This is a genomic window from Pseudomonas quasicaspiana, from assembly GCF_021147825.1.
GTDB classification, from domain to species: domain Bacteria; phylum Pseudomonadota; class Gammaproteobacteria; order Pseudomonadales; family Pseudomonadaceae; genus Aquipseudomonas; species Aquipseudomonas quasicaspiana.
Genome location: NZ_JAGTPI010000037.1, coordinates 28,081 through 49,130, shown reverse-complemented (window position 1 = coordinate 49,130; position 21,050 = coordinate 28,081). Strand labels below are relative to the sequence as shown.

Sequence of the window (21,050 nt, the reverse complement as noted above, 5' to 3'; positions counted from 1 at the left end):
TAAAAATTATGAATTTGAGTTATTTAAGCATATTTCGTAGCATGTCCGTACAAGCCAAAGGGTCATCCGGTTGTTTAAGATCGCCCGGCAGGCGAGCGTGAAAACTGATTTCACGACGACCTGGAAGGCATAGAAATAACAAGCTGATGAGGATTCGCCTGATGGCCGGCAAAACGTTGTACGACAAGCTCTGGGATTCGCACGAAGTAAAAAAACGTGACGATGGCTCGTCGCTCATTTACATCGATCGTCACATCATCCATGAAGTGACTTCGCCACAGGCCTTTGAAGGTCTGCGTCTGGCGGGCCGCAAGCCATGGCGCATCGACGCCAACATTGCGACCCCGGACCACAACGTACCGACCACTCCGGAACGTAAAGGCGGTATCGAAGCCATTGCCGACCAGGTGTCGCGTCTTCAGGTGCAGACCCTCGACGACAACTGCGACGAGTACGGCATTACCGAATTCAAAATGAACGACGTGCGTCAGGGCATCGTTCACGTGATCAGCCCGGAGCAGGGCGCGACCTTGCCGGGCATGACGGTGGTGTGTGGTGACTCCCACACTTCTACTCACGGCGCATTTGGGGCGCTGGCTCACGGTATCGGCACTTCAGAGGTTGAGCATGTGCTCGCCACTCAGTGCCTGGTGGCCAAGAAAATGAAAAACATGCTGGTTTCCGTCGAGGGCAAATTGCCCGTCGGCGTGACAGCTAAAGACATTGTGCTGGCGGTGATCGGCAAGATCGGCACCGCAGGCGGCAACGGCCATGCGATGGAGTTTGCGGGCAGCGCGATCCGCGATCTGTCGGTTGAAGGCCGTATGACCATCTGCAACATGTCCATCGAGGCGGGCGCTCGCGTCGGTCTGGTGGCTACCGATGAAAAAACCATTGCCTACGTGAAGGGGCGTCCTTTCGCACCTAAAGGCGAGCAGTGGGAGTTGGCAGTAGAAGCCTGGAAAGACCTGGTTTCCGATGCCGACGCGCACTTTGATACCGTGGTCAAACTCGACGCCGCGCAGATCAAACCGCAAGTCAGCTGGGGTACTTCTCCTGAGATGGTGCTGGCCGTTGATCAGAACGTTCCGGATCCGGCTCACGAAACTGATCTGGTCAAGCGTGGTTCCATTGAGCGTGCATTGAAGTATATGGGCCTCAAAGCCAATCAGGCCATCACTGACATTCAGCTGGATCGCGTATTTATTGGTTCCTGCACCAACTCGCGTATCGAGGATTTGCGTGCTGCGGCTGAAATCGCCAAAGGTCGCAAGGTGGCTTCGACTATCAAGCAGGCGATCGTTGTGCCGGGCTCCGGGCTGGTCAAGGCGCAGGCGGAAAGCGAAGGTCTGGACAAGATCTTTCTCGAGGCCGGTTTCGAATGGCGTGAGCCAGGTTGCTCGATGTGTCTGGCGATGAACCCGGACCGGCTGGAAAGTGGCGAGCATTGCGCGTCCACCTCCAACCGCAACTTCGAAGGTCGTCAGGGTGCCGGTGGTCGTACTCACCTGGTCAGCCCGGCGATGGCTGCAGCCGCAGCGGTCAACGGTCGTTTCATTGATGTTCGCGAACTGATTCAGCACTAAGGAGCCCAGCATGAAAGCCTTTACTCAGCACACCGGCCTTGTCGCTCCTCTGGATCGTGCCAACGTCGATACCGACCAGATCATTCCCAAGCAGTTTCTCAAGTCGATCAAGCGCACCGGCTTCGGTCCAAACCTGTTCGACGAATGGCGTTACTTGGATGTCGGGCAACCGTATCAGGACAACTCCAAGCGGCCTTTGAACCCTGATTTCGTGCTCAACGATGCTCGCTATCAGGGTGCCAGCGTGTTGCTGGCCCGGGAAAACTTCGGCTGCGGCTCAAGCCGTGAGCACGCGCCGTGGGCACTGGACGAGTACGGTTTCTGCGCGATCATCGCCCCCAGTTATGCCGATATCTTCTTCAACAACAGCTTCAAGAACGGCTTGCTGCCGATCATTCTCGACGAGGCTGAAGTTGATGAGCTGTTCAAGCAGGTTGAAGCCAACGAAGGTTACCAGTTGACCGTCGACCTGGCGGCCCAGACGGTCACTCGTCCGGATGGCAAGGTATACAGCTTTGAAGTCGATGCGTTTCGCAAGCACTGCCTGCTTGAAGGCCTGGATGACATCGGTCTGACCCTGGTAGATGGCGAAGCGATTGCCAGTTTCGAAGCGAAGCACCGCGCCAGCCAGCCATGGTTGTTCCGCGGTTGAGATTGAAGGCTTGGAATGCATTCCCATGTGGGAGCTGGGCTTGCCCGCGATAAGGTCCATGCGATCTAAAGTGAACCGCGTCCAGCCTTATCGCGGGCAAGCCCGGCTCCCACAGGAGACCGCATTTTTCAGTTAGATTTTCATCAGGAAGAATCCCATGACCAACTCCGCCCACACTCAAGTCGTAAAACGTCAATTCGGTGAGCAGGCCTCCGCCTATCTGAGCAGTGCCGTGCACGCGCAAGGCACCGAATTTGCGCTGCTACAGGCCGAAGTGGCGGGGCGCAGCAGTGCGCGGGTACTGGATCTGGGGTGTGGCGCGGGGCATGTGAGCTTCAATGTCGCGTCGGCAGTCAGCGAAGTGGTGGCGTATGACCTTTCGCAGCAAATGCTCGATGTCGTGGCCGCTGCAGCGCAGGAACGTGGGCTGACGAATGTCAGTACTGTGTGCGGCGCTGCGGAAAGTCTGCCTTTTGAGGATGGCGAGTTCGATTTCGTGTTCAGTCGCTATTCGGCTCACCACTGGAGTGATCTGGCGCCAGCCCTGCGTGAAGTGCGCAGAGTACTGAAACCGGGAGGCGTTGCCGCTTTTATCGACGTTATGTCTCCAGGCAGCCCGTTACTGGATACCTACCTGCAAAGTGTGGAAGTGCTGCGTGACACCAGCCACGTGCGCGACTACTCCGCCGCCGAGTGGCTGCGGCAGGTCAGCGAGGCGGGCCTGTTCACCCGCAGTCACAGCCGTCAGCGTCTGCACCTCGAGTACAACTCCTGGGTAGAACGCATGCGCACTCCGCAAGCCTTTCGGGTCGCGATTCGTGAATTGCAGCAGGCTATGGGCGCAGAAGTGCGCGAATATTTCGAGATTACCGCTGACGGCTCGTTCAGCACCGATGTGCTGGTGTTATGGGCCGAACGCTAACTTTTTCCGTTCAGTAGACGAAGAGGCGCTGATCAACAGTGCCGTTACAAAAATTTGAGGATGTTATGAGCAAGCAGATTCTGATTCTCCCAGGCGACGGTATTGGTCCGGAAATCATGACCGAAGCGGTAAAGGTTCTTGAGCTGGCCAACGAAAAGTATCAACTGGGCTTCGAACTCAGCCACGATGTGATCGGCGGCGCGGCCATCGACAAGCATGGCGTGCCACTTGCCGACGAAACGCTCGAGCGTGCCCGCGCTGCTGACGCAGTATTGCTGGGGGCTGTGGGCGGCCCGAAATGGGACGCCATCGAGCGTGATATCCGCCCAGAGCGCGGCCTGCTGAAAATCCGTGCGCAACTGGGCCTGTTCGGCAACCTGCGTCCAGCCATCCTGTATCCGCAACTGGCTGATGCCTCCAGCCTCAAGCCTGAAATCGTTGCCGGTCTGGACATTCTCATCGTCCGCGAACTGACGGGCGGTATTTATTTTGGCGCGCCGCGTGGCAGCCAGACCCTGGAAAACGGCGAGCGTCAGGCCTACGACACGCTGCCGTATAGCGAGAGTGAGATTCGCCGCATTGCTCGCGTCGGTTTCGACATGGCACGTGTACGTGGCAAGAAGCTGTGCTCGGTAGACAAGGCTAACGTTCTGGCCTCCAGCCAACTGTGGCGTGAAGTGGTCGAGGAAGTCGCCAAGGACTATCCGGATGTCGAGCTGAGTCACATGTACGTCGACAACGCCGCCATGCAACTGGTGCGTGCGCCGAAGCAGTTTGATGTGATCGTCACCGATAATATGTTCGGCGACATTCTGTCCGACGAAGCGTCGATGCTCACCGGCTCCATCGGCATGCTGCCGTCGGCCTCGCTGGACGCCAATAACAAGGGCATGTATGAGCCTTGCCATGGCTCGGCACCTGACATCGCGGGCAAAGGCATTGCCAACCCGCTGGCGACCATCCTTTCGGTCTCGATGATGCTGCGTTACAGCTTCAATCTGACCGACGCTGCCGACGCCATTGAAAAGGCCGTAAGCCTGGTTCTGGATCAAGGCTTGCGCACTGGCGACATCTGGTCGGCGGGCAATGCGAAGGTCGGCACGCAGGAAATGGGCGACGCTGTAGTCGCCGCGCTGCGCAATCTGTAATATCTCGGGCCCGTCGCGAATTCGAACCCGAATGCGACGGCCCACTTTTTAAACAAGGTGTAGTTGCGATGAAACGTGTAGGTCTGATCGGTTGGCGTGGAATGGTCGGTTCCGTGCTCATGCAGCGGATGCTGGAAGAGCAGGATTTTGATCTGATCGAGCCGGTGTTTTTCACCACCTCCAACGTAGGCGGCCAAGGCCCCTCCGTCGGCAAGGACGTGGCTCCGCTCAAAGATGCTTACAGCATTGACGAGCTGAAAACCCTCGACGTGATTCTGACCTGCCAGGGCGGCGACTACACCAATGAGGTGTTTCCGAAGCTGCGCGAAGCCGGTTGGCAGGGTTACTGGATCGATGCCGCCTCCAGCCTGCGTATGCAGGATGATGCGGTCATCGTTCTGGATCCGGTTAACCGCAAGGTCATCGATCAGCAACTGGATGCGGGCACCAAGAACTACATTGGCGGTAATTGCACGGTCAGCTTGATGCTGATGGGCTTGGGCGGCCTGTTCGAAGCCGGTCTGGTTGAGTGGATGAATGCCATGACCTATCAGGCGGCTTCCGGTGCTGGCGCGCAGAACATGCGTGAGCTGATCAAGCAGATGGGCGCGACTCACGCGGCTGTTGCTGACGACCTGGCCAATCCTGCCAGCGCGATTCTGGACATCGACCGCAAGGTCGCTGAAGCCATGCGCAGCGATGCCTACCCGACCGAAAACTTCGGTGTGCCGTTGGCCGGCAGCCTGATCCCTTGGATCGACAAGGAACTGCCGAACGGTCAGAGCCGTGAAGAGTGGAAAGGGCAGGCCGAGACCAACAAGATTCTGGGTCGCTTCAAGAGCCCGATTCCTGTCGATGGTATCTGCGTGCGGATCGGCTCGATGCGTTGCCACAGCCAGGCATTGACTATCAAGCTCAATAAGGACGTGCCAATCGCCGACATCGAAGGTTTGATCAGCCAGCACAACCCTTGGGTGAAGCTGGTGCCAAACCATCGCGAAGCGAGCATTCAGGAGCTGAGCCCGACTTCCGTGACTGGCACCATGAGCATTCCGGTGGGCCGCCTGCGCAAGCTGAACATGGGCTCGCAGTATCTGGGCGCGTTCACCGTTGGCGATCAGTTGCTGTGGGGCGCGGCCGAACCGCTGCGTCGCATGCTGCGGATCCTGCTGGAGCGTTGATCGTCCGGTTGTAGCTGACATGAAAAACCGCCTTTCGGGGCGGTTTTTTTATGGACGAAGATTTTTGGTTGGAATGCATTCCCTTGTGGGAGCTGAGCTTGCTAGCGATAAGGACACCGCGCATTGCAGTTCGAGCTCGTCCAGGCTTATCGCGAGCAAGCTCCGCTCCCACAGGATTTCGCAGGAGTCAAAAAAATCCCATAATATGGGATTAAAATTTACATATTGAGATATTCGTCGTTTCAGGTTTATAGTCCTCCTCGCACTCACTGCTCAAAAAATAATAGGTGAAGCGATGCAAGCGCATTTGATCGCGCTCGATTGGGGGACAACCTCTCTTCGTGCTTATCGGCTCGGCGATCACGGCCGGGTTCTGGAACAGCGCTCACTGAGCGCAGGCATCATGCAATTACCGAGTACGCCGCGAATGATCGCTGGTGCACTCTGCAGCGACGGTTTCGAACTGGCCTTTGACGAGGCGTGTGGCGACTGGCTCGATGCCGAACCCAACCTGCCGGTCATTGCCTGTGGCATGGTTGGCAGCGCCCAAGGCTGGCGTGAAGCGGTTTATCGTGAAACCCCGGCCAGCGTGTCCGGCCTCAGCTCTGCCTTGCAAACCGTGCGCAGCCTGCGTGGCGTCGATGTCCACATCATCCCCGGTGTACTCCAGCGTTCGGTCCTGCCCAACGTCATGCGTGGCGAAGAAACCCAGGTGCTGGGTGTTTTGGCAGGACTTTCTGCAACCGAAGTGCTTAAACCCTTATTGATCGGTCTACCCGGCAGCCATTCCAAATGGGTTCAGGCCGCCGACGGCTGCATCCTGCATTTCGATACCTTCATGACCGGCGAAGTCTTTGCTGCGCTGAGCAACCACACGATTCTCGGCCGCACCATGCAGCGCAGCGATGTCTTCGATCAGGCGGCGTTTGATCTGGGGGTCGCGGTGGCGTTGTCGGCTGACGGCGCAGCAGGGCCGCTATCAACGATTTTCAGTTGCCGCACCTTGGGCCTGACCGGCCAACTCAGTGCTGATGCCCAACCTGATTACTTGTCCGGTCTGTTGATCGGGCATGAGCTGGCAACCCTCGCCACTCTGCAGCGTGCCCATCATTCCGAATTGCCTCCCGTCATTCTTCTGGGTGGCGAGCAGCTGTGTCTGCGTTACGGGCGAGCCTTGCACGCCTGCGGTTTTCTTCACGTGACGGTGGCAGAACAGGCCACTGAGCGCGGTCTTTGGCAAGTGGCACTCAAAGCCGGCTTGCTCGCCAACATTCCATTAGAGGTCTGACATGCTCAAGCAAGCACTGCTCGAAAACGGTTTGATCGCCATTCTGCGTGGTCTGCGTCCGGCAGAAGCGCCCGCCATTGGTGATGTGTTGTATGAGGCGGGTTTCCGGGTCATTGAAGTGCCCCTTAATTCGCCGCAGCCCTATGACAGCATTCGTCTGTTGCGCCAGAGTCTGCCTGCCGATTGCCTGATCGGTGCAGGCACCGTGATGACTCCTGAACAGGTCAACCTGGTCAAGGAGGCGGGCGGGCAGGTCATCGTCATGCCGCACAGTGATGCCAAGGTGTTGCGCGCCGCCAAAGAGGCGGGGTTGTTTCTGTCACCTGGAGTGGCGACACCGACAGAAGCCTTCGCTGCGTTGGCCGAAGGTGCTGATGTGCTGAAGCTTTTTCCCGCTGAGCAAATGAGCCCTGCCGTGGTGAAAGCCTGGCTTGCGGTGTTGCCGATAGGGACAGCACTGGTTCCGGTGGGGGGTATTACCCCGGACAACATGAAGGTCTTTCTGGAGGCAGGCGTCAAAGGTTTCGGTCTCGGCTCGGGTTTGTTCAAACCGGGCATGAGCGCAGCCGAAGTGGGCGAGCGCGCTCATGCCTATGTCGCGGCCTGGAAGCAATTGACCGAACGTTTTTGAGTCAACCAGAGCGCTTCAGGCGCCACTTCAAATAAGAGAATCGCACACATGAAAATTACCAAACTTACGACTTTTATCGTTCCGCCACGCTGGTGCTTCCTCAAGGTCGAAACCGACCAAGGCATTACGGGTTGGGGCGAACCGGTGGTTGAAGGCCGTGCTCACACGGTTGCAGCGGCTGTCGAAGAGTTGTCTGACTACCTGATCGGCAAAGACCCGCGCAATATCGAAGACATCTGGACCGTGCTCTATCGTGGCGGTTTTTATCGCGGCGGCGCGGTGCACATGAGCGCACTGGCCGGTATCGATCAGGCGTTGTGGGATATCAAGGGCAAGCATCTGGGGGTATCGGTCAGCGATTTGCTCGGCGGCCAGGTGCGCGACAAGATCCGTGTTTACTCGTGGATCGGCGGCGACCGCCCGGCTGATACCGCCCGTGCGGCCAAAGAAGCGGTGGAGCGGGGCTTCACTGCGGTGAAGATGAACGGCACCGAAGAGTTGCAGTTCCTCGATACCTTCGACAAGGTCGACCTCGCGCTGGCCAACGTTGCCGCAGTGCGTGACGCAGTCGGGCCAAACGTGGGCATCGGCGTCGATTTCCATGGCCGGGTGCACAAACCCATGGCCAAGGTACTGATGAAAGAACTGGACCCGTACAAACTGATGTTCATCGAAGAGCCAGTGCTCAGCGAGAACTACGAGGCGTTGAAAGAGCTGGCGCCCTTGACCAGTACGCCGATTGCCCTGGGCGAAAGGCTGTTCTCGCGCTGGGATTTCAAGCGCGTGTTGAGCGAAGGCTACGTCGACATTATCCAGCCTGATGCGTCCCATGCCGGTGGTATCACTGAGACTCGCAAGATCGCCAACATGGCTGAAGCCTACGACGTCGCCCTTGCGTTACATTGCCCGCTCGGTCCGATAGCCCTGGCTGCGTGCCTGCAACTGGATGCGGTCTGCTACAACGCCTTCATTCAAGAGCAGAGCCTGGGTATTCACTACAACGAGAGTAATGACCTGCTGGATTACATCAAGAATCCCGAGGTGTTCGATTACGACAAAGGCATGGTGAAAATTCCCAACGGACCCGGCCTGGGCATCGAGATCAACGAAGAGTACGTCAAGGAGCGCGCGGCTATCGGCCATCGCTGGCGCAACCCGATCTGGCGCCATGCCGATGGCAGCTTTGCGGAGTGGTGATTTCTCAGGCTGACGCCTGACCCTTGTAGGAGCTGCCGAAGGCTGCGAAAGCGATCTGCCTGAATCACCGCGATTCGCAGCCTTTGGCAGCTCCTACAGGGGGTCACCAGTTCATAGCGACCTCAATAAAGACAAAAAGAGGCACCTCACATGCAAACCCGCACTCTCGAAGGGGCGGCGTCTTTAGTCACGCCTACCCGCAAGCGTTATTTCATCATGGTCCTGTTGTTCATCACCGTCGTGATCAACTATCTGGACCGCAGCAACCTGTCCATCGCCGCGCCTGCGCTGACCAGCGAACTGGGTATCGATCCGGTGCATGTCGGATTGATTTTCTCGGCATTCGGCTGGACTTACGCGGCCATGCAATTACCCGGTGGCTGGCTCGTCGACCGTGTACCGCCACGAATCCTGTACACCGTCGCATTGGCGCTGTGGTCCATCGCGACCATCATGCTCGGCTTCGCTGCCAGCTTCATCGCGCTGTTCGTTTTGCGCATGGCAGTGGGCGCCCTGGAAGCACCGGCGTATCCCATCAACAGTCGTGTCGTCACCACCTGGTTTCCCGAGCGTGAGCGGGCCACGGCCATTGGCTTCTATACCTCAGGGCAGTTTGTCGGTCTGGCATTTCTGACACCGGTGCTGGCCTGGCTGCAAGCGCACTACGGCTGGCACATGGTGTTCGTCAGCACTGGTGCGGTGGGCGTGCTCTGGGCGGTTATCTGGTACATGGTGTATCGCGAGCCTCGTGATTTCAAAGGCGTCAACGAGGCAGAAATCGAGTTGATTCGCGAGGGCGGCGGGCTGGTGGATATCCAGGCTGACACGGCAAAGGAAAAACGTCCGTTCAGTTGGGCGGATCTGGGCATCGTGCTCACCAAACGCAAGCTATGGGGGATCTACCTGGGTCAGTTTTGCCTGAACTCGACGCTGTGGTTCTTTCTGACCTGGTTCCCGACCTATCTCGTGAAATACCGCGGCATGGATTTCATCAAATCTGGCCTGTTGGCGTCGCTGCCATTTCTCGCGGCATTCATCGGTGTGCTGTGTTCGGGATTTTTCTCTGACTGGCTGATCCGTCGCGGTCATGCCGTCGGTTTTGCGCGTAAATTGCCGATCATTGCCGGTCTGCTGATTTCCACCTCTATCATTGGCGCCAACTTCGTTGATTCGACGCCGCTGGTCATCGCATTTCTGGCGCTGGCGTTCTTCGGTAATGGCCTGGCGTCCATCACCTGGTCGCTGGTATCGACCCTGGCCCCGGCGCGTCTGCTGGGCCTGACGGGCGGGACCTTCAACTTCATCGGCAACCTGTCGGCCATTGCCACGCCTATCGTGATTGGCTTCTTGGTGTCCGGCGATTCCTTTGCGCCTGCTATTACCTACATCTCAGTGCTGGCGCTGCTGGGCGCGCTGTCCTACATCCTGCTGGTGGGCAAGGTCGAGCGTATCGAGCTTTAACCGCGGATATCGGAAGTAGCATGGAGATGAGCTGGCGGCGATAATGCCGCCAGTTTTTTGAGGGGATAAGCCTGATATGTCGCAAGCGCTCGACGACACAGCAAGCAGCACTTCCAAAGATTCGGCGCCGACGGGTACGCAGACCCTGTTGCGCGGGCTGGGCGTGGTTCAGGCCGTCGCCGACGGTGCACGGGACCTCAAGGAAATTGCCCGGCGCATTGGCACCACGCGCAGCACTACGCACCGGTTGGTCAGTTGCCTGGTGGAGGAGCGTTATCTGCGGGTATTGCCTCAGGTCGGCTACCTGCTGGGGCCCAAGTTGATCGAGCTGGGTTTTCAGGCGCGGGAAGAGGTGCCTTTGGCGATATTGGCCCGGCCTTATCTGGATGAGCTTTCACAGTTGACCGGCGACACTGTCCACCTCGCGATTCGTGACGGCGACGAGGTGCTTTATCTGCACAAGAATCCTGGGCGTAACGGTCCGGAAATGCGTTCACGAGTTGGCCATCGTATGCCGCTGGCGCGTACCGGGATCGGCAAGGCGCTGCTGCTGGACAGCGTGGAAAGCGAGTGGCTGCGGCTGTACCAGGTCAGTTTGCCGGAAGTGGCGCGCAACCCGTTGTGGCCCGCTCATGAGGAGCAGTCCTGGGAGCAGGTGCGTCAGCGTATGCATGAGTACGTGGAAGGCGGTTACGCGTTTGATCTTGAGGATAACGAGCCGTCGATCCGCTGCGTGGCAGCGCCGATTCGTGATGCGGGCAAGCACATTGTTGCCGGCATCAGCATCGCCAGTACCGTGCCTTACATGCCGTTGGAGAAAATGGCCGAGCTGGTGCCGTTGATCAAGGAGACGGCGGCCAGGTTGTCGGCGGAGTTGGGTGGATGAGCCGGGCCCCTGTAGGAGCTGCCGAAGGCTGCGAATGACGGTGCGTCAGACATAGCGTCTTCGCAGCCTTCGGCAGCTCCTACAGGAAGAGCGATCAATCGATCAGGCTTTCAACGTCGCCATATCAATCACAAAGCGATACTTCACATCGCCTTTTACGACACGCTCGAACGCTTCGTTGATGTTGCGGATGTCGAGCATTTCGATGTCGCAGGTGATGTCGTGTTCGGCACAGAAATCCAGCACTTCCTGGGTTTCGGCCATGCCACCAATCATCGAGCCAGCCAGTACCTTGCGGGACATGACCAGGTTCACTGCGTTCACCGGCGGATCTACAGGCTCGATCAGCCCGACCAGAATGTGCACGCCATCGAAGCGTAGTGTCTGCAGGTAGGGATTGAGATCGTGCTGCACCGGGATGGTGTCCAGCAGGAAGTTGAATGTCCCTGCAACCGCTTGCATCTGGGCTTCGTCGGTTGAGATAACCACGTGATCAGCACCCTGGCGACGACCTTCTTCTGCCTTGCTGGCGGAGCGAGTAAACAGGGTGACTTCAGCGCCCATCGCCTTGGCGAATTTGATGCCCATGTGGCCCAGACCACCCATGCCCAATACGCCAACCTTGTCACCAGCTTTCACACCGTAGTGCTTGAGCGGCGAGTAGGTGGTAATACCTGCGCACAGAATCGGTGCTGCACTGGCGAGGTTCAGTTTTTCAGGGATGCTCACCACGAAACGCTCGCTGACCACGATGCTGTCGGAGTAGCCGCCCATGGTCAGGCTGCCGTCAATGCGGTCCTGCCCGGCATAGGTTGGGGTCATGCCGTTCTGGCAGTAGTTTTCCAGATCCGCTTTACAGGCGTCGCAGGTACGGCAGGAGTCAACCATGCAGCCAACACCCACGAGATCGCCGACTTTGTACTTGCTGACATCTGCACCGACTGCCGTCACCTTGCCGACAATCTCGTGGCCGGGCATCAGTGGGTAAGCAGCGAAGCCCCACTCGTCGCGGGCCTGGTGGATGTCGGAGTGGCAGACGCCGCAGAACATGATTTCGATGGCCACATCATCCGGGCGCGGGCTGCGGCGTTCGAAGGACATGGGGGCGAGGGGCGCGGTCGATGATTGAGCGGCATAACCGATAGCTGTGTACATGGTGAACCTCGCAAGGCAATGAATAATTGAGGCTGACCAGTTTGCGGGAAGGCAGGGTTCAGGGCCATGACCATTCCTCCGCGACTCATGCCTGATCCTCCGGAGGTTTTGGGTTTGATGTTGCTACATGTGGCATTTCTGCGATCATGCAGCTGTCTAATCCTCCGCCCGGTGCCCCATGTCGTTGCCTCATCAAACCGATGCCAATGCCACCCTTGTTTCTCTTATCAAGCCACTGGCGACGCGTCCAGGTTTCGTGCCGACGTTGCTGCCCGAAGTCAACGTAGTGTCGCTCTCTACCTATGTTGCAAGCAGCCCGCAGATCTACGAGCCGAGCCTTATGATCATCGCCCAGGGCGGCAAGCTGGCGAGCCTGGGTACACGAACCTTCGATTATGGTGCCGGGCATTATCTGGTTCAGGCGCTTTCGGTGCCGTTCATGTGCGAAACCTTTGCCACGCCTGAGGCGCCATTGTTTGGCGTTTCTGTGGCGATTGACCGGGTGATGCTGGGTGAGCTGGTGCAGGCCATGGGGCCAATGCCGGATCAGATTGTGGAAGCGCAGACTCCGGAGTCCATGACGTCGGTGTTGCTGGATGCGCCGATGCGGGAAAGTGTCGAGCGATTGTTGCGCTGCCTGCACGATCCGCTGGATTGTCAGGTACTGGGTCCGTCGCGGTTGCGCGAGGTGCTGTATGCCGCGTTGCGCGGTCCTCAAGCCGGGGTGTTACGTGCGCTGGTCGCCCAGCAGAGCCATTTCTCGCGTGTTGCAGCATCGCTGGCGTATCTGCATAGCCATTACGCCGAGCCGTTGAATGTGGAAACCCTGGCACGGCAGGCCAACATGAGTGCCTCAACCTTCCATGAGCATTTCAAGCGCAGCACCTTGCTGTCGCCGGTGCAGTATCTGAAACGTCTGCGTCTGCTCAAGGCCCAGCAAATGCTGATTGCCGAAGGGATGGGAGTGGCGCAGGTTGCGCATTGCGTCGGGTATCAAAGCACGTCGCAGTTCAGTCGTGAGTACAAACGCTACTTTGACCGGAACCCGGGCGAAGAGGGGCTGCAGCTGCGAATTCCGGCTTGATTTGCGATACAAAAAAAGCCCCGTAAGGGGGCTTTTCTCTTTTAGCTTGCAGCTAAAAACCTGCAGCTGCTCTGTTACATATTAGGATACGTCGGGCCGCCGCTGCCTTCCGGTGTCACCCACGTGATGTTCTGCGAAGGGTCCTTGATGTCACAGGTCTTGCAGTGCACGCAGTTCTGGGCATTGATCTGGAAGCGCTTCTCGCCGTCTTCCTGTGTCACCACTTCATAGACGCCAGCCGGGCAGTAACGTTGAGCGGGCTCGTCATACAGCGGCAGGTTTTTGCCAATCGGGATGCTTGGGTCGGTCAGCTTCAGGTGGCACGGCTGTTCTTCTTCGTGGTTAGTACCGGAGATGAATACCGAGCTGAGCTTGTCAAAGCTGAGTTTGCCGTCGGGTTTCGGGTAGTCGATCTTCGCCGAGTCTGCTGCAAGCTTCATGCAGGCATAATCCGGCTTGGTGTCGTGCAGCGTGAACGGCAGCTTGCCACCGAAGATGTTCTGATCAACAAAGTTGAACGCGCCGCCCATGATTGCGCCGTACTTGTGCAGGGCCGGGCCGAAGTTGCGGCTGGCGAACAGCTCTTCGTGCAGCCAGCTGTTTTTGAAGGCTGAGACATAAGTGTTCAGCTCATCACCGCCTTCCTTGCCCGCCAACAACGCCTCTGCTACCGATTCAGCGGCCAGCATGCCGGACTTCATGGCTGTGTGGCTGCCTTTGATCTTGGCAAAGTTCAGTGTGCCCAGATCGCAACCGATCAGTGCGCCGCCCGGGAAGACCATCTTCGGCAGCGAATTGAGACCGCCTTTGCAGATGGCTCGTGCGCCGTAGCTGATGCGCTTGCCACCTTCGAGATACTGCGAAACTACCGGGTGGTGCTTGTAGCGCTGGAATTCGTCGAACGGAGACAGGTAAGGGTTGCTGTACGACAGGTCGACGATCAGGCCCACGACCACCTGATTGTTTTCCAGGTGATAAAGGAAAGAACCTCCCATGTTTTCGTCGTCCAGCGGCCAGCCTGCGGTATGCACCACCAGACCTTGTTCATGTCTGGCCGGGTCAACTTCCCAGATTTCTTTCAGGCCGATGCCGTAGTGCTGGGCGTCAGCGTCGGTATCAAGGTTGAAGCGTTTGATCAGTTGCTTGCCGATGTGGCCACGGCAGCCTTCGGCGAACAGCGTGTACTTGCCGCGCAATTCCATGCCAGGGGTGTACAGGCCGTCTTTTGGCTGACCTTCGCGGTCGACACCCAGATCACCGGTGATGATGCCGCGTACTACGCCGCTTTCATCGATCAGCGCTTCCTGGGCAGCAAAGCCCGGGTAGATTTCAACGCCCAGGTTCTCGGCCTGCTGGGCCAGCCAGCGGCACAGATTGCCCAGAGAGATAATATAGTTGCCCTCGTTGTGCATGGTCTTGGGCACAAAGAGGTCCGGGACTTTCACTGATTTTTCGGCACTGCGCAGGACGTAGATGTCGTCACGCTTGACTGGAGTGTTCAGCGGCGCGCCGAGGTCTTTCCAGTCCGGGAACAATTCGTTTAGCGCGCGGGGTTCGAACACTGCGCCAGAGAGGATGTGTGCGCCAACTTCGGAGCCTTTTTCCACCACGCAGACGCTGATTTCCTGACCGGCTTCAGCAGCCTTTTGTTTTAGACGGCACGCGGCAGAAAGCCCGGCGGGGCCGGCACCGACGATGACGACGTCGAATTCCATAAATTCGCGTTCCACAGGCTATCTCCTACTCAAGGCTCACAGTATTTTTTATATGCAGCGGTGCGGGGCATCAGTAACCCACATCTTTTAATGCTGCGCAGTATATCTACACCACCCGGCAGGGCCAATACAAACGTTTGTTTGAAATGGCCGCAGGCCAGATAAAACGCAGACGCGCGGCTCATGACTGGCGGTTTTGTCGTATTGACCGCATAACGGCTTGCGGTCAAGATACGGACGGTTTTGCGCTCGCCGTAGGCTGAACATCGCCTGAACTGCACCTCTGAGGCGTTACGAGCGCGTTGCAGACAATCCAGGTCACGATTATTGCGGGTGCAAAGTTTACACGCCTGCATTACCCAGATGTGCGGCATCTGGCGTTTATCCCTGTTTAGGTGGCTTGTTTATTAAGGTCACCGTTCGTTCTGTACGAATACGGCTGTTTCCAGAGGTTGCTTCACGGGTACATATGCATCGCCGGGTGCTGCACCGGGCGACTTTCTTTTCACCGGAGAGAAACGAGGAATCCATGAAGGTTCTAGTAGCTGTCAAACGAGTGGTCGACTATAACGTCAAGGTTCGCGTCAAGGCGGACAACTCCGGCGTCGATCTCGCTAACGTCAAGATGTCGATGAATCCCTTCTGCGAAATCGCTGTGGAAGAAGCCGTACGCCTTAAAGAGAAAGGCGTTGCGACTGAAATCGTCGTTGTTTCCATTGGTCCGACCAACGCTCAGGAGCAATTGCGTACCGCGCTGGCTCTGGGTGCCGACCGTGCCATCCTCGTTGAGTGCGCCGATGAGCTGAATTCTCTGGCCGTTGCCAAGCTGCTCAACGCGGTCGTTGCCAAGGAACAGCCACAGCTGGTCATCCTCGGCAAACAGGCGATCGACAGCGACAACAATCAGACTGGTCAGATGCTGGCCGCTTTGAGCGGTTTTGCTCAGGGCACTTTCGCGTCGAAAGTTGAAGTCAGCGGCGACAAGGTTGCCGTGACCCGCGAAATCGACGGTGGCCTGCAGACCGTTTCGTTGAGCCTTCCAGCAGTGGTGACCACTGACCTGCGTCTGAATGAGCCGCGCTACGCGTCGCTGCCAAACATCATGAAAGCCAAGAAGAAGCCACTTGAAGTGCTGACCCCGGATGCTCTGGGTGTTTCCACTGCATCCACCACCAAGACCATCAAAGTCGAAGCGCCTGCTGCACGTAGCGCAGGTATCAAGGTCAAGTCGGTGGCTGAACTGGTCGAGAAACTGAAAAACGAAGCGAAGGTGATCTAACCATGACTATCCTGGTAATCGCTGAACACGACAACGCTACACTGGCTCCAGCCACGCTTAATACTGTGGCGGCTGCTGTCAACATTGGCGGCGACATTCACGTACTCGTTGCCGGTGCTGGCGCTTCGGGTGTTGCCGACGCCGCTGGCAAGGTATCGGGCGTATCGAAGGTCCTGGTCGCTGATAACGCCGCCTACGCCCATCAGTTGCCGGAAAACATCGCTCCGCTGGTCGTTGAGCTGGCCGGTAGCTACAGCCACATTCTGGCCGCTGCTACTTCCAATGGTAAAAACATCCTGCCGCGCGTTGCTGCCTTGCTGGACGTCGACCAGATCTCCGAGATCATTTCGGTTGAGTCGGCGGACACCTTCAAGCGTCCAATCTACGCCGGTAACGCCATCGCTACCGTGCAGTCTTCGGCTTCGATCAAAGTGATCACCGTACGCGCTACCGGTTTCGATCCTGTTGCTGCTGAAGGCGGCTCGGCTGCGGTTGAAGCGGTTTCTGCCGCTCACGACGCGGGTAAATCGAGCTTTGTCGGCGAAGAGCTGGCCCAGTCTGATCGTCCGGAACTGACCGCTGCCAAGATCGTCGTTTCTGGTGGTCGTGGCATGCAGAATGGCGACAACTTCAAGCACTTGTACACGCTGGCTGACAAGCTGGGCGCCGCTGTTGGTGCTTCCCGTGCTGCAGTGGACGCAGGCTTTGTGCCGAACGATATGCAGGTCGGTCAGACCGGCAAGATCGTAGCGCCTCAGCTTTACATCGCGGTGGGTATCTCCGGCGCGATCCAGCATCTGGCGGGCATGAAAGACTCGAAAGTCATCGTGGCGATCAACAAGGACGAAGAGGCGCCTATTTTCCAGGTCGCTGATTACGGCCTAGTAGCTGATTTGTTCGAAGCCATTCCTGAGCTGGAGAAGCTGGTCTAATCCAGATGCTTCGCTTATAAGTGCTTCTATAAAGTCCCGTTCGTTTCGGCCGGTGAGCATCGCAGTCAGTGCGAGTTCATAGGGTCCGGGCGAGCGGGTTTTTTATTGGCTGTTTTAAAGCCTTGAAAAAGTCCTGAAGCAAAAAAGGTTTTCCCATGGTTCAGTCAAACAGGCTGCTTGCTGCGCTTGTCATCGGTTTGCTTGCAGGGCCCGGCGTCGCAATGGCGGCGGGTAAGTGTGAACGCCTGATCGTGACCGGCAGCCCGGATGCGCCGCCTTACCTGTGGCGTGATCCTCAAGACCCCAAACACTTGATGGGCGCCAGTGCTGATCTGTTCAAGCAGGCGGCGCATGAGCTTGGGATCAAGGTCGAAGTGCTCTACGCCGGTAAGCGCAGTCAGGCGCTTGAAGAAGTGCGTAGCGGACGCATGGACATGTTGGTCGACGCGCCACTGAGTCAGGCCGAACTTGACGCGCTGGATTACATCCATCCGCCGCTGATCCAGAATGAAATCATGGTCTGGACGCGTCAGGATCAATCGCTGCCACTGGATACGCTGGCTGATCTGCATGGGCACACAGGTGCGGCATCCGAACGAATCCGGATGACCCAGGCGTTCGATGCAGCCGTCAAGGCGCAACTGACCCTTGAGCGCCTCCCTAATCTGACTGAAGCCTTTCAAAAATTGATGCTGGGGCAGGTGGACTACGTTCTCGCCAGTCGCTATCCGGGGATGGCGATGGTGCAGACGTTGGGCCTGACCAAGGATCTGGTGGCGCGTCCACAACCGGTTGACCAGCCGGGTCTGTATCTTGCCTTGTCGTTCAACTCGGCCTGCAACGATCCCTGGCTTCGCGGACAATTGGCGAAAAAGATGACAGAATCGGCCGCCTCAGGCCTGTCGGGCGAAGCAATCAAACGCAATCTGGAAACCTGGAAGGCTCAACTACTGCAGCCGGCCAGCGCCCCAAACAAGTAGGAATGTTTTTTTGTGATTTCTTTTGTGACCTGTCTAGCGACTTCTTTTGTAAAAAGACGCCCCTTATTGGCCGCCATGGCACTCGTTACTCTGGCTGGCTGCGCCAATGATCCAGCCCCCATCGAGCAGATGAAACTGACCGAAAAGGCCGTGGCCCAGGCCAAGGCCGTCGGTGCTGTCGACGAGGAGCCAGAGATGCAAATGGCGGAATCGAAACTGGCTCAGGCTAGATCCGACATGACCAACGAGTCGTACAAGGCTGCACGCATGCAGGCCGAGCAGGCTGAGCTGGATGCGCGTCTGGCGGAAGCACGGGTTCTGACTGAAAAGAGCGAGGCGCAGGTCACCCAACTTAATACCCGCCTCAATCGTCTGCGCAAGCAGTTGGGGGAGGGCCAATGAACCTTGTTCCCCGTGCATTGAGCGTTTGCCTGCTGCTGGGCTCGGCCGGACTCTACGGCTGCGCAGGTCATCAGGGCAGCGAACAGGCTTTGCAACAGGCCAATGCTGACTTTCAGAAGGTCAAGGAAGACAGCGATGTTCTGCGCAGTGCCCCGAAGGACGTAGTGCGGGCGGGTGAATTGCTGGGCAAGGCAGAGCGCCTGTCGAGTTATCTGGGCAGCGGCAGTGATGTGGCCCATTACGCTTATCTCAGCAGCCGATACAGTGAAATCGCCCGGGAGCACGCCAATTTGCTGCTCAACACCGAGCGTCTGGAAAAGCAGGAGATGGAGCGCCAGCGTCTTCAATTGGCGCTGCGTGAAGCCAAGCTGGCCAGTGCCCAGCAACACGGTCAGTGGCTGGAAGACCAGATTGTCAGCCTTGCTACCACACAGACCGAGCGTGGTCTGGTCATGACATTGGGCGACGTATTGTTCGACACCGGTCATGCTGAACTCAAAAGCTCGGCTAACCGGACGGTGCTCAAGGTCGTGCAATTTTTGCAGCTCAACCCCAAGCGCGTGGTTCGGATTGAAGGCTACACCGACAACGTCGGCGACAAGCAGGAAAACCTGCGTTTGTCTCAGGAGCGTGCGCAGGCAGTGGCCGACGTGCTAACGGATCTGGGCATTGATGAGAAACGCATCCATGTCCAAGGCTACGGTGATGAATATCCTGTGGAGGCCAACGCGTCTGAACGTGGGCGCGCGAAAAACCGCCGGGTCGAGATCGTTTTTTCTGATTCGAAAGGGCTGCTCGGCCCTAATCGCTGAGAAAATTTGAAAAAAATCGACGCCTGTTTTCGGGTGTCGATTTTTTTTGGCCTGAAAACCTGATGATTTGGCGTTTTTGCCTGATAAGTTTTTTAATCAGCGCGCACCGGGGCTAGCCCTGCGGGAAACTGTCCCAGTACACTTCACAACTGTTCTGGTGACAAATCGACTATCTTCCTACAAAAGCAAGTCGCCAGCGGTACCGAGGCTGCGTCATGACCAACCTTCTGCTCTACCAGAAAATCGCTCAGCAACTGGCTGAAGACATTCGTCGTGGCGTTTATCAGCCCGGCGAGCGTGTGCCATCAGTGCGCAAGATGAGTTCGCAGTTGAATGTGAGTCATGCGACCGTCTTGCAGGCCTATGCGAATCTGGAGGATCAGGGGTTGATTCGCGCCCGGCCACAGTCTGGCTATTACGTGCACCAGACTCCGGCATTGACCGCGCCGACACCCGATATCGCCCGTGTCGAAAGGCCGGGATTGGTGACGCGCAGCAGCATCATCCAGCAGGTTTTGATGGAGTCGCGCCGGGAAGGGGTATTTCCTCTGGGCGCTGCGGTGCCTCATGTCGACTACTTGCCGGTGCGGGCCCTGCATCAGCAGATAGCAAAAGTGACGCGTTTTCAAAGTCCGCGAGCCTTCAGCTACATGTTCAGCCCGGGTTTCGAACCCCTGCGTCGTCAGGTTGCCATTCGTATGCGTGATGCAGGCGTAGTGGTTGATCCAGCTGACGTGGTGATCACCCATGGTTGTGTGGATGCCTTGCAGATGGCCTTAAGGGTAGTAACGCGGCCTGGTGATCTCATCGCAGCGGAATCGCCAAGTTATTACGGGCTTCTGCAACTGGCTGATCTTCTGGGGCTCAAGGTTATTGAGATTCCCAGTGACCCCCAAACGGGCATTAGTCTTGAAGCGCTGCAACTGGCCGCCAATCAGTGGTCGATCAAGGCATTGGTACTGACTTCGCGCCTGAGTAATCCTTTGGGCAGTACTATGCCCGAAGAGCGTCAGAAGCACTTGCTGCGGCTGGCCTCGGACTTCGATATTCAAGTAGTTGAAGACGATATTTATGGCGAGTTGATGTTTGAGCAGGGGCGAGCCAAGGCGTTGAAGGCTTTTGATCGTCTGGGGCGCGTTATCTATTGTTCCAGCTTCTCCAAAACCCTATCCCCCGGCGTGCGTATCGGCTGGATGATTGCGGGCAAATATCAGGCTGAAATTCAGCGCTTGCAGATATTCAGTACTCATTCGGCGTGTAGCGTCACGCAAATGGGCGTTGCCGCCTATCTGGAAAATGGCGGCTATGACCGGCATTTGCGTTTCATTCGCGTGGAATACCGGAAGAACCTAAGCGCTTTTCAGCTCGCGGTGCAGCAGTACTTCCCCGAGGGCACGCAGATGAGCCGACCGCTGGGCGGATTTATCCTGTGGGTCAGCTTGCCAGGGCGAGTCAACACTCAGGAATTGCACATCCGGGCGCTTGAGCAAGGGATCAGCATTGCGCCGGGCCTTATCTTCAGCAATACAGAACAGTTCAACCATTGCATTCGATTGAACTGTGGCATTCCGTGGAATCGTGAAGCAGAAAGAGCGCTCATGACGCTCGGAATGCTGGCCAAACAGTTATGCCAGGAAACGGTTGAGCTCTACTGAGGTCATCTATGTAGGTCCTGCAGACATAGTGTTGTCGTCTGTGGGTTGAATCTCCGTCTTGTTATTGGACGTGCAACAGGCCAG

20 protein-coding genes are annotated in these 21,050 nt (G+C 57.4%); 17 read left to right on the top strand and 3 right to left on the bottom strand.

The window, feature by feature from the left end; all coding sequences use genetic code 11:
• Window positions 1-161: 161 nt before the first annotated feature.
• From leuC to KDX30_RS19590, 10 genes are all read left to right on the top strand, one after another.
• Window positions 162-1,586 (top strand): 3-isopropylmalate dehydratase large subunit, encoded by a 1,425-nt coding sequence (gene leuC, locus KDX30_RS19635; RefSeq protein ID WP_231677256.1) that lies wholly within the window; start codon window positions 162-164, stop codon window positions 1,584-1,586.
• Between the two features lie 10 nt (window positions 1,587-1,596).
• Window positions 1,597-2,238, top strand: a complete 642-nt coding sequence (gene leuD, locus KDX30_RS19630) for a 3-isopropylmalate dehydratase small subunit (protein ID WP_027900869.1) — start codon at window positions 1,597-1,599, stop codon at window positions 2,236-2,238.
• A gap of 157 nt (window positions 2,239-2,395) precedes the next feature.
• Complete coding sequence (locus KDX30_RS19625; RefSeq protein ID WP_231677255.1) at window positions 2,396-3,160, top strand: class I SAM-dependent methyltransferase; 765 nt, start codon at window positions 2,396-2,398, stop codon at window positions 3,158-3,160.
• 65 nt (window positions 3,161-3,225) lie between these two features.
• Window positions 3,226-4,308 carry a 3-isopropylmalate dehydrogenase gene (gene leuB, locus KDX30_RS19620; RefSeq protein WP_122396969.1) on the top strand — a complete coding sequence of 361 codons (1,083 nt, stop codon included), beginning with the start codon at window positions 3,226-3,228 and terminating at the stop codon, window positions 4,306-4,308.
• A gap of 68 nt (window positions 4,309-4,376) precedes the next feature.
• The gene (gene asd / locus KDX30_RS19615) at window positions 4,377-5,489 is read left to right on the top strand and encodes an aspartate-semialdehyde dehydrogenase (protein WP_027900872.1); all 1,113 of its coding nucleotides are present in this window, start codon (window positions 4,377-4,379) and stop codon (window positions 5,487-5,489) included.
• Between the two features lie 295 nt (window positions 5,490-5,784).
• Window positions 5,785-6,777 (top strand): 2-dehydro-3-deoxygalactonokinase, encoded by a 993-nt coding sequence (locus tag KDX30_RS19610; RefSeq protein ID WP_231677254.1) that lies wholly within the window; start codon window positions 5,785-5,787, stop codon window positions 6,775-6,777.
• Window position 6,778: 1 nt separating this feature from the next.
• The gene (locus KDX30_RS19605) at window positions 6,779-7,408 is read left to right on the top strand and encodes a 2-dehydro-3-deoxy-6-phosphogalactonate aldolase (protein ID WP_231677253.1); all 630 of its coding nucleotides are present in this window, start codon (window positions 6,779-6,781) and stop codon (window positions 7,406-7,408) included.
• Window positions 7,409-7,456: 48 nt separating this feature from the next.
• Window positions 7,457-8,605, top strand: coding sequence for a galactonate dehydratase (gene dgoD / locus KDX30_RS19600; protein ID WP_027900875.1), 1,149 nt, complete (start codon window positions 7,457-7,459; stop codon window positions 8,603-8,605).
• 150 nt (window positions 8,606-8,755) lie between these two features.
• Window positions 8,756-10,066, top strand: a complete 1,311-nt coding sequence (locus tag KDX30_RS19595) for an MFS transporter (protein ID WP_231677252.1) — start codon at window positions 8,756-8,758, stop codon at window positions 10,064-10,066.
• A 76-nt stretch (window positions 10,067-10,142) separates the two neighbouring features.
• A complete protein-coding gene (locus tag KDX30_RS19590) occupies window positions 10,143-10,952 on the top strand; it encodes an IclR family transcriptional regulator (RefSeq protein WP_099270801.1) in 810 nt (269 codons plus the stop codon).
• Window positions 10,953-11,054: 102 nt separating this feature from the next.
• Here KDX30_RS19590 and KDX30_RS19585 read toward each other — a convergent pair whose 3' ends face one another.
• Window positions 11,055-12,107, bottom strand: a complete 1,053-nt coding sequence (locus KDX30_RS19585; protein WP_095097008.1) for an NAD(P)-dependent alcohol dehydrogenase — start codon at window positions 12,105-12,107, stop codon at window positions 11,055-11,057.
• Window positions 12,108-12,285: 178 nt separating this feature from the next.
• Between KDX30_RS19585 and KDX30_RS19580 the strand changes: the two genes are divergently transcribed.
• The gene (locus KDX30_RS19580) at window positions 12,286-13,191 is read left to right on the top strand and encodes an AraC family transcriptional regulator (protein WP_027900879.1); all 906 of its coding nucleotides are present in this window, start codon (window positions 12,286-12,288) and stop codon (window positions 13,189-13,191) included.
• A gap of 74 nt (window positions 13,192-13,265) precedes the next feature.
• Here the strand turns inward: KDX30_RS19580 and KDX30_RS19575 are convergent, their stop codons facing one another.
• Both KDX30_RS19575 and KDX30_RS19570 read right to left on the bottom strand, forming a co-directional pair.
• Window positions 13,266-14,921 carry an electron transfer flavoprotein-ubiquinone oxidoreductase gene (locus KDX30_RS19575; protein ID WP_231677251.1) on the bottom strand — a complete coding sequence of 552 codons (1,656 nt, stop codon included), beginning with the start codon at window positions 14,919-14,921 and terminating at the stop codon, window positions 13,266-13,268.
• Between the two features lie 14 nt (window positions 14,922-14,935).
• A complete protein-coding gene (locus KDX30_RS19570) occupies window positions 14,936-15,280 on the bottom strand; it encodes a hypothetical protein (protein WP_231677250.1) in 345 nt (114 codons plus the stop codon).
• A gap of 155 nt (window positions 15,281-15,435) precedes the next feature.
• Here KDX30_RS19570 and KDX30_RS19565 point away from each other — a divergent pair, with 155 nt between their 5' ends.
• The 6 genes from KDX30_RS19565 (at window position 15,436) to KDX30_RS19540 (ending at window position 20,966) form a co-directional block, all read left to right on the top strand.
• Window positions 15,436-16,185, top strand: coding sequence for an electron transfer flavoprotein subunit beta/FixA family protein (locus KDX30_RS19565; protein WP_027900882.1), 750 nt, complete (start codon window positions 15,436-15,438; stop codon window positions 16,183-16,185).
• Between the two features lie 2 nt (window positions 16,186-16,187).
• A complete protein-coding gene (locus tag KDX30_RS19560) occupies window positions 16,188-17,117 on the top strand; it encodes an electron transfer flavoprotein subunit alpha/FixB family protein (protein ID WP_231677249.1) in 930 nt (309 codons plus the stop codon).
• 155 nt (window positions 17,118-17,272) lie between these two features.
• Window positions 17,273-18,097, top strand: a complete 825-nt coding sequence (locus KDX30_RS19555) for a substrate-binding periplasmic protein (RefSeq protein WP_231677248.1) — start codon at window positions 17,273-17,275, stop codon at window positions 18,095-18,097.
• 75 nt (window positions 18,098-18,172) lie between these two features.
• Entirely contained in the window at window positions 18,173-18,499 is a 327-nt protein-coding gene (locus KDX30_RS19550) for a DUF4398 domain-containing protein (RefSeq protein WP_231677247.1), read from the top strand.
• Window positions 18,496-19,311: an OmpA family protein gene (locus tag KDX30_RS19545; protein WP_122708789.1), complete on the top strand. Its 816-nt coding sequence runs from the start codon at window positions 18,496-18,498 to the stop codon at window positions 19,309-19,311. The genes KDX30_RS19550 and KDX30_RS19545 overlap by 4 nt, the downstream gene beginning before the upstream one ends.
• A gap of 215 nt (window positions 19,312-19,526) precedes the next feature.
• Window positions 19,527-20,966 (top strand): aminotransferase-like domain-containing protein, encoded by a 1,440-nt coding sequence (locus KDX30_RS19540; protein WP_122397135.1) that lies wholly within the window; start codon window positions 19,527-19,529, stop codon window positions 20,964-20,966.
• The last annotated feature ends 84 nt before the right edge of the window (window positions 20,967-21,050 follow it).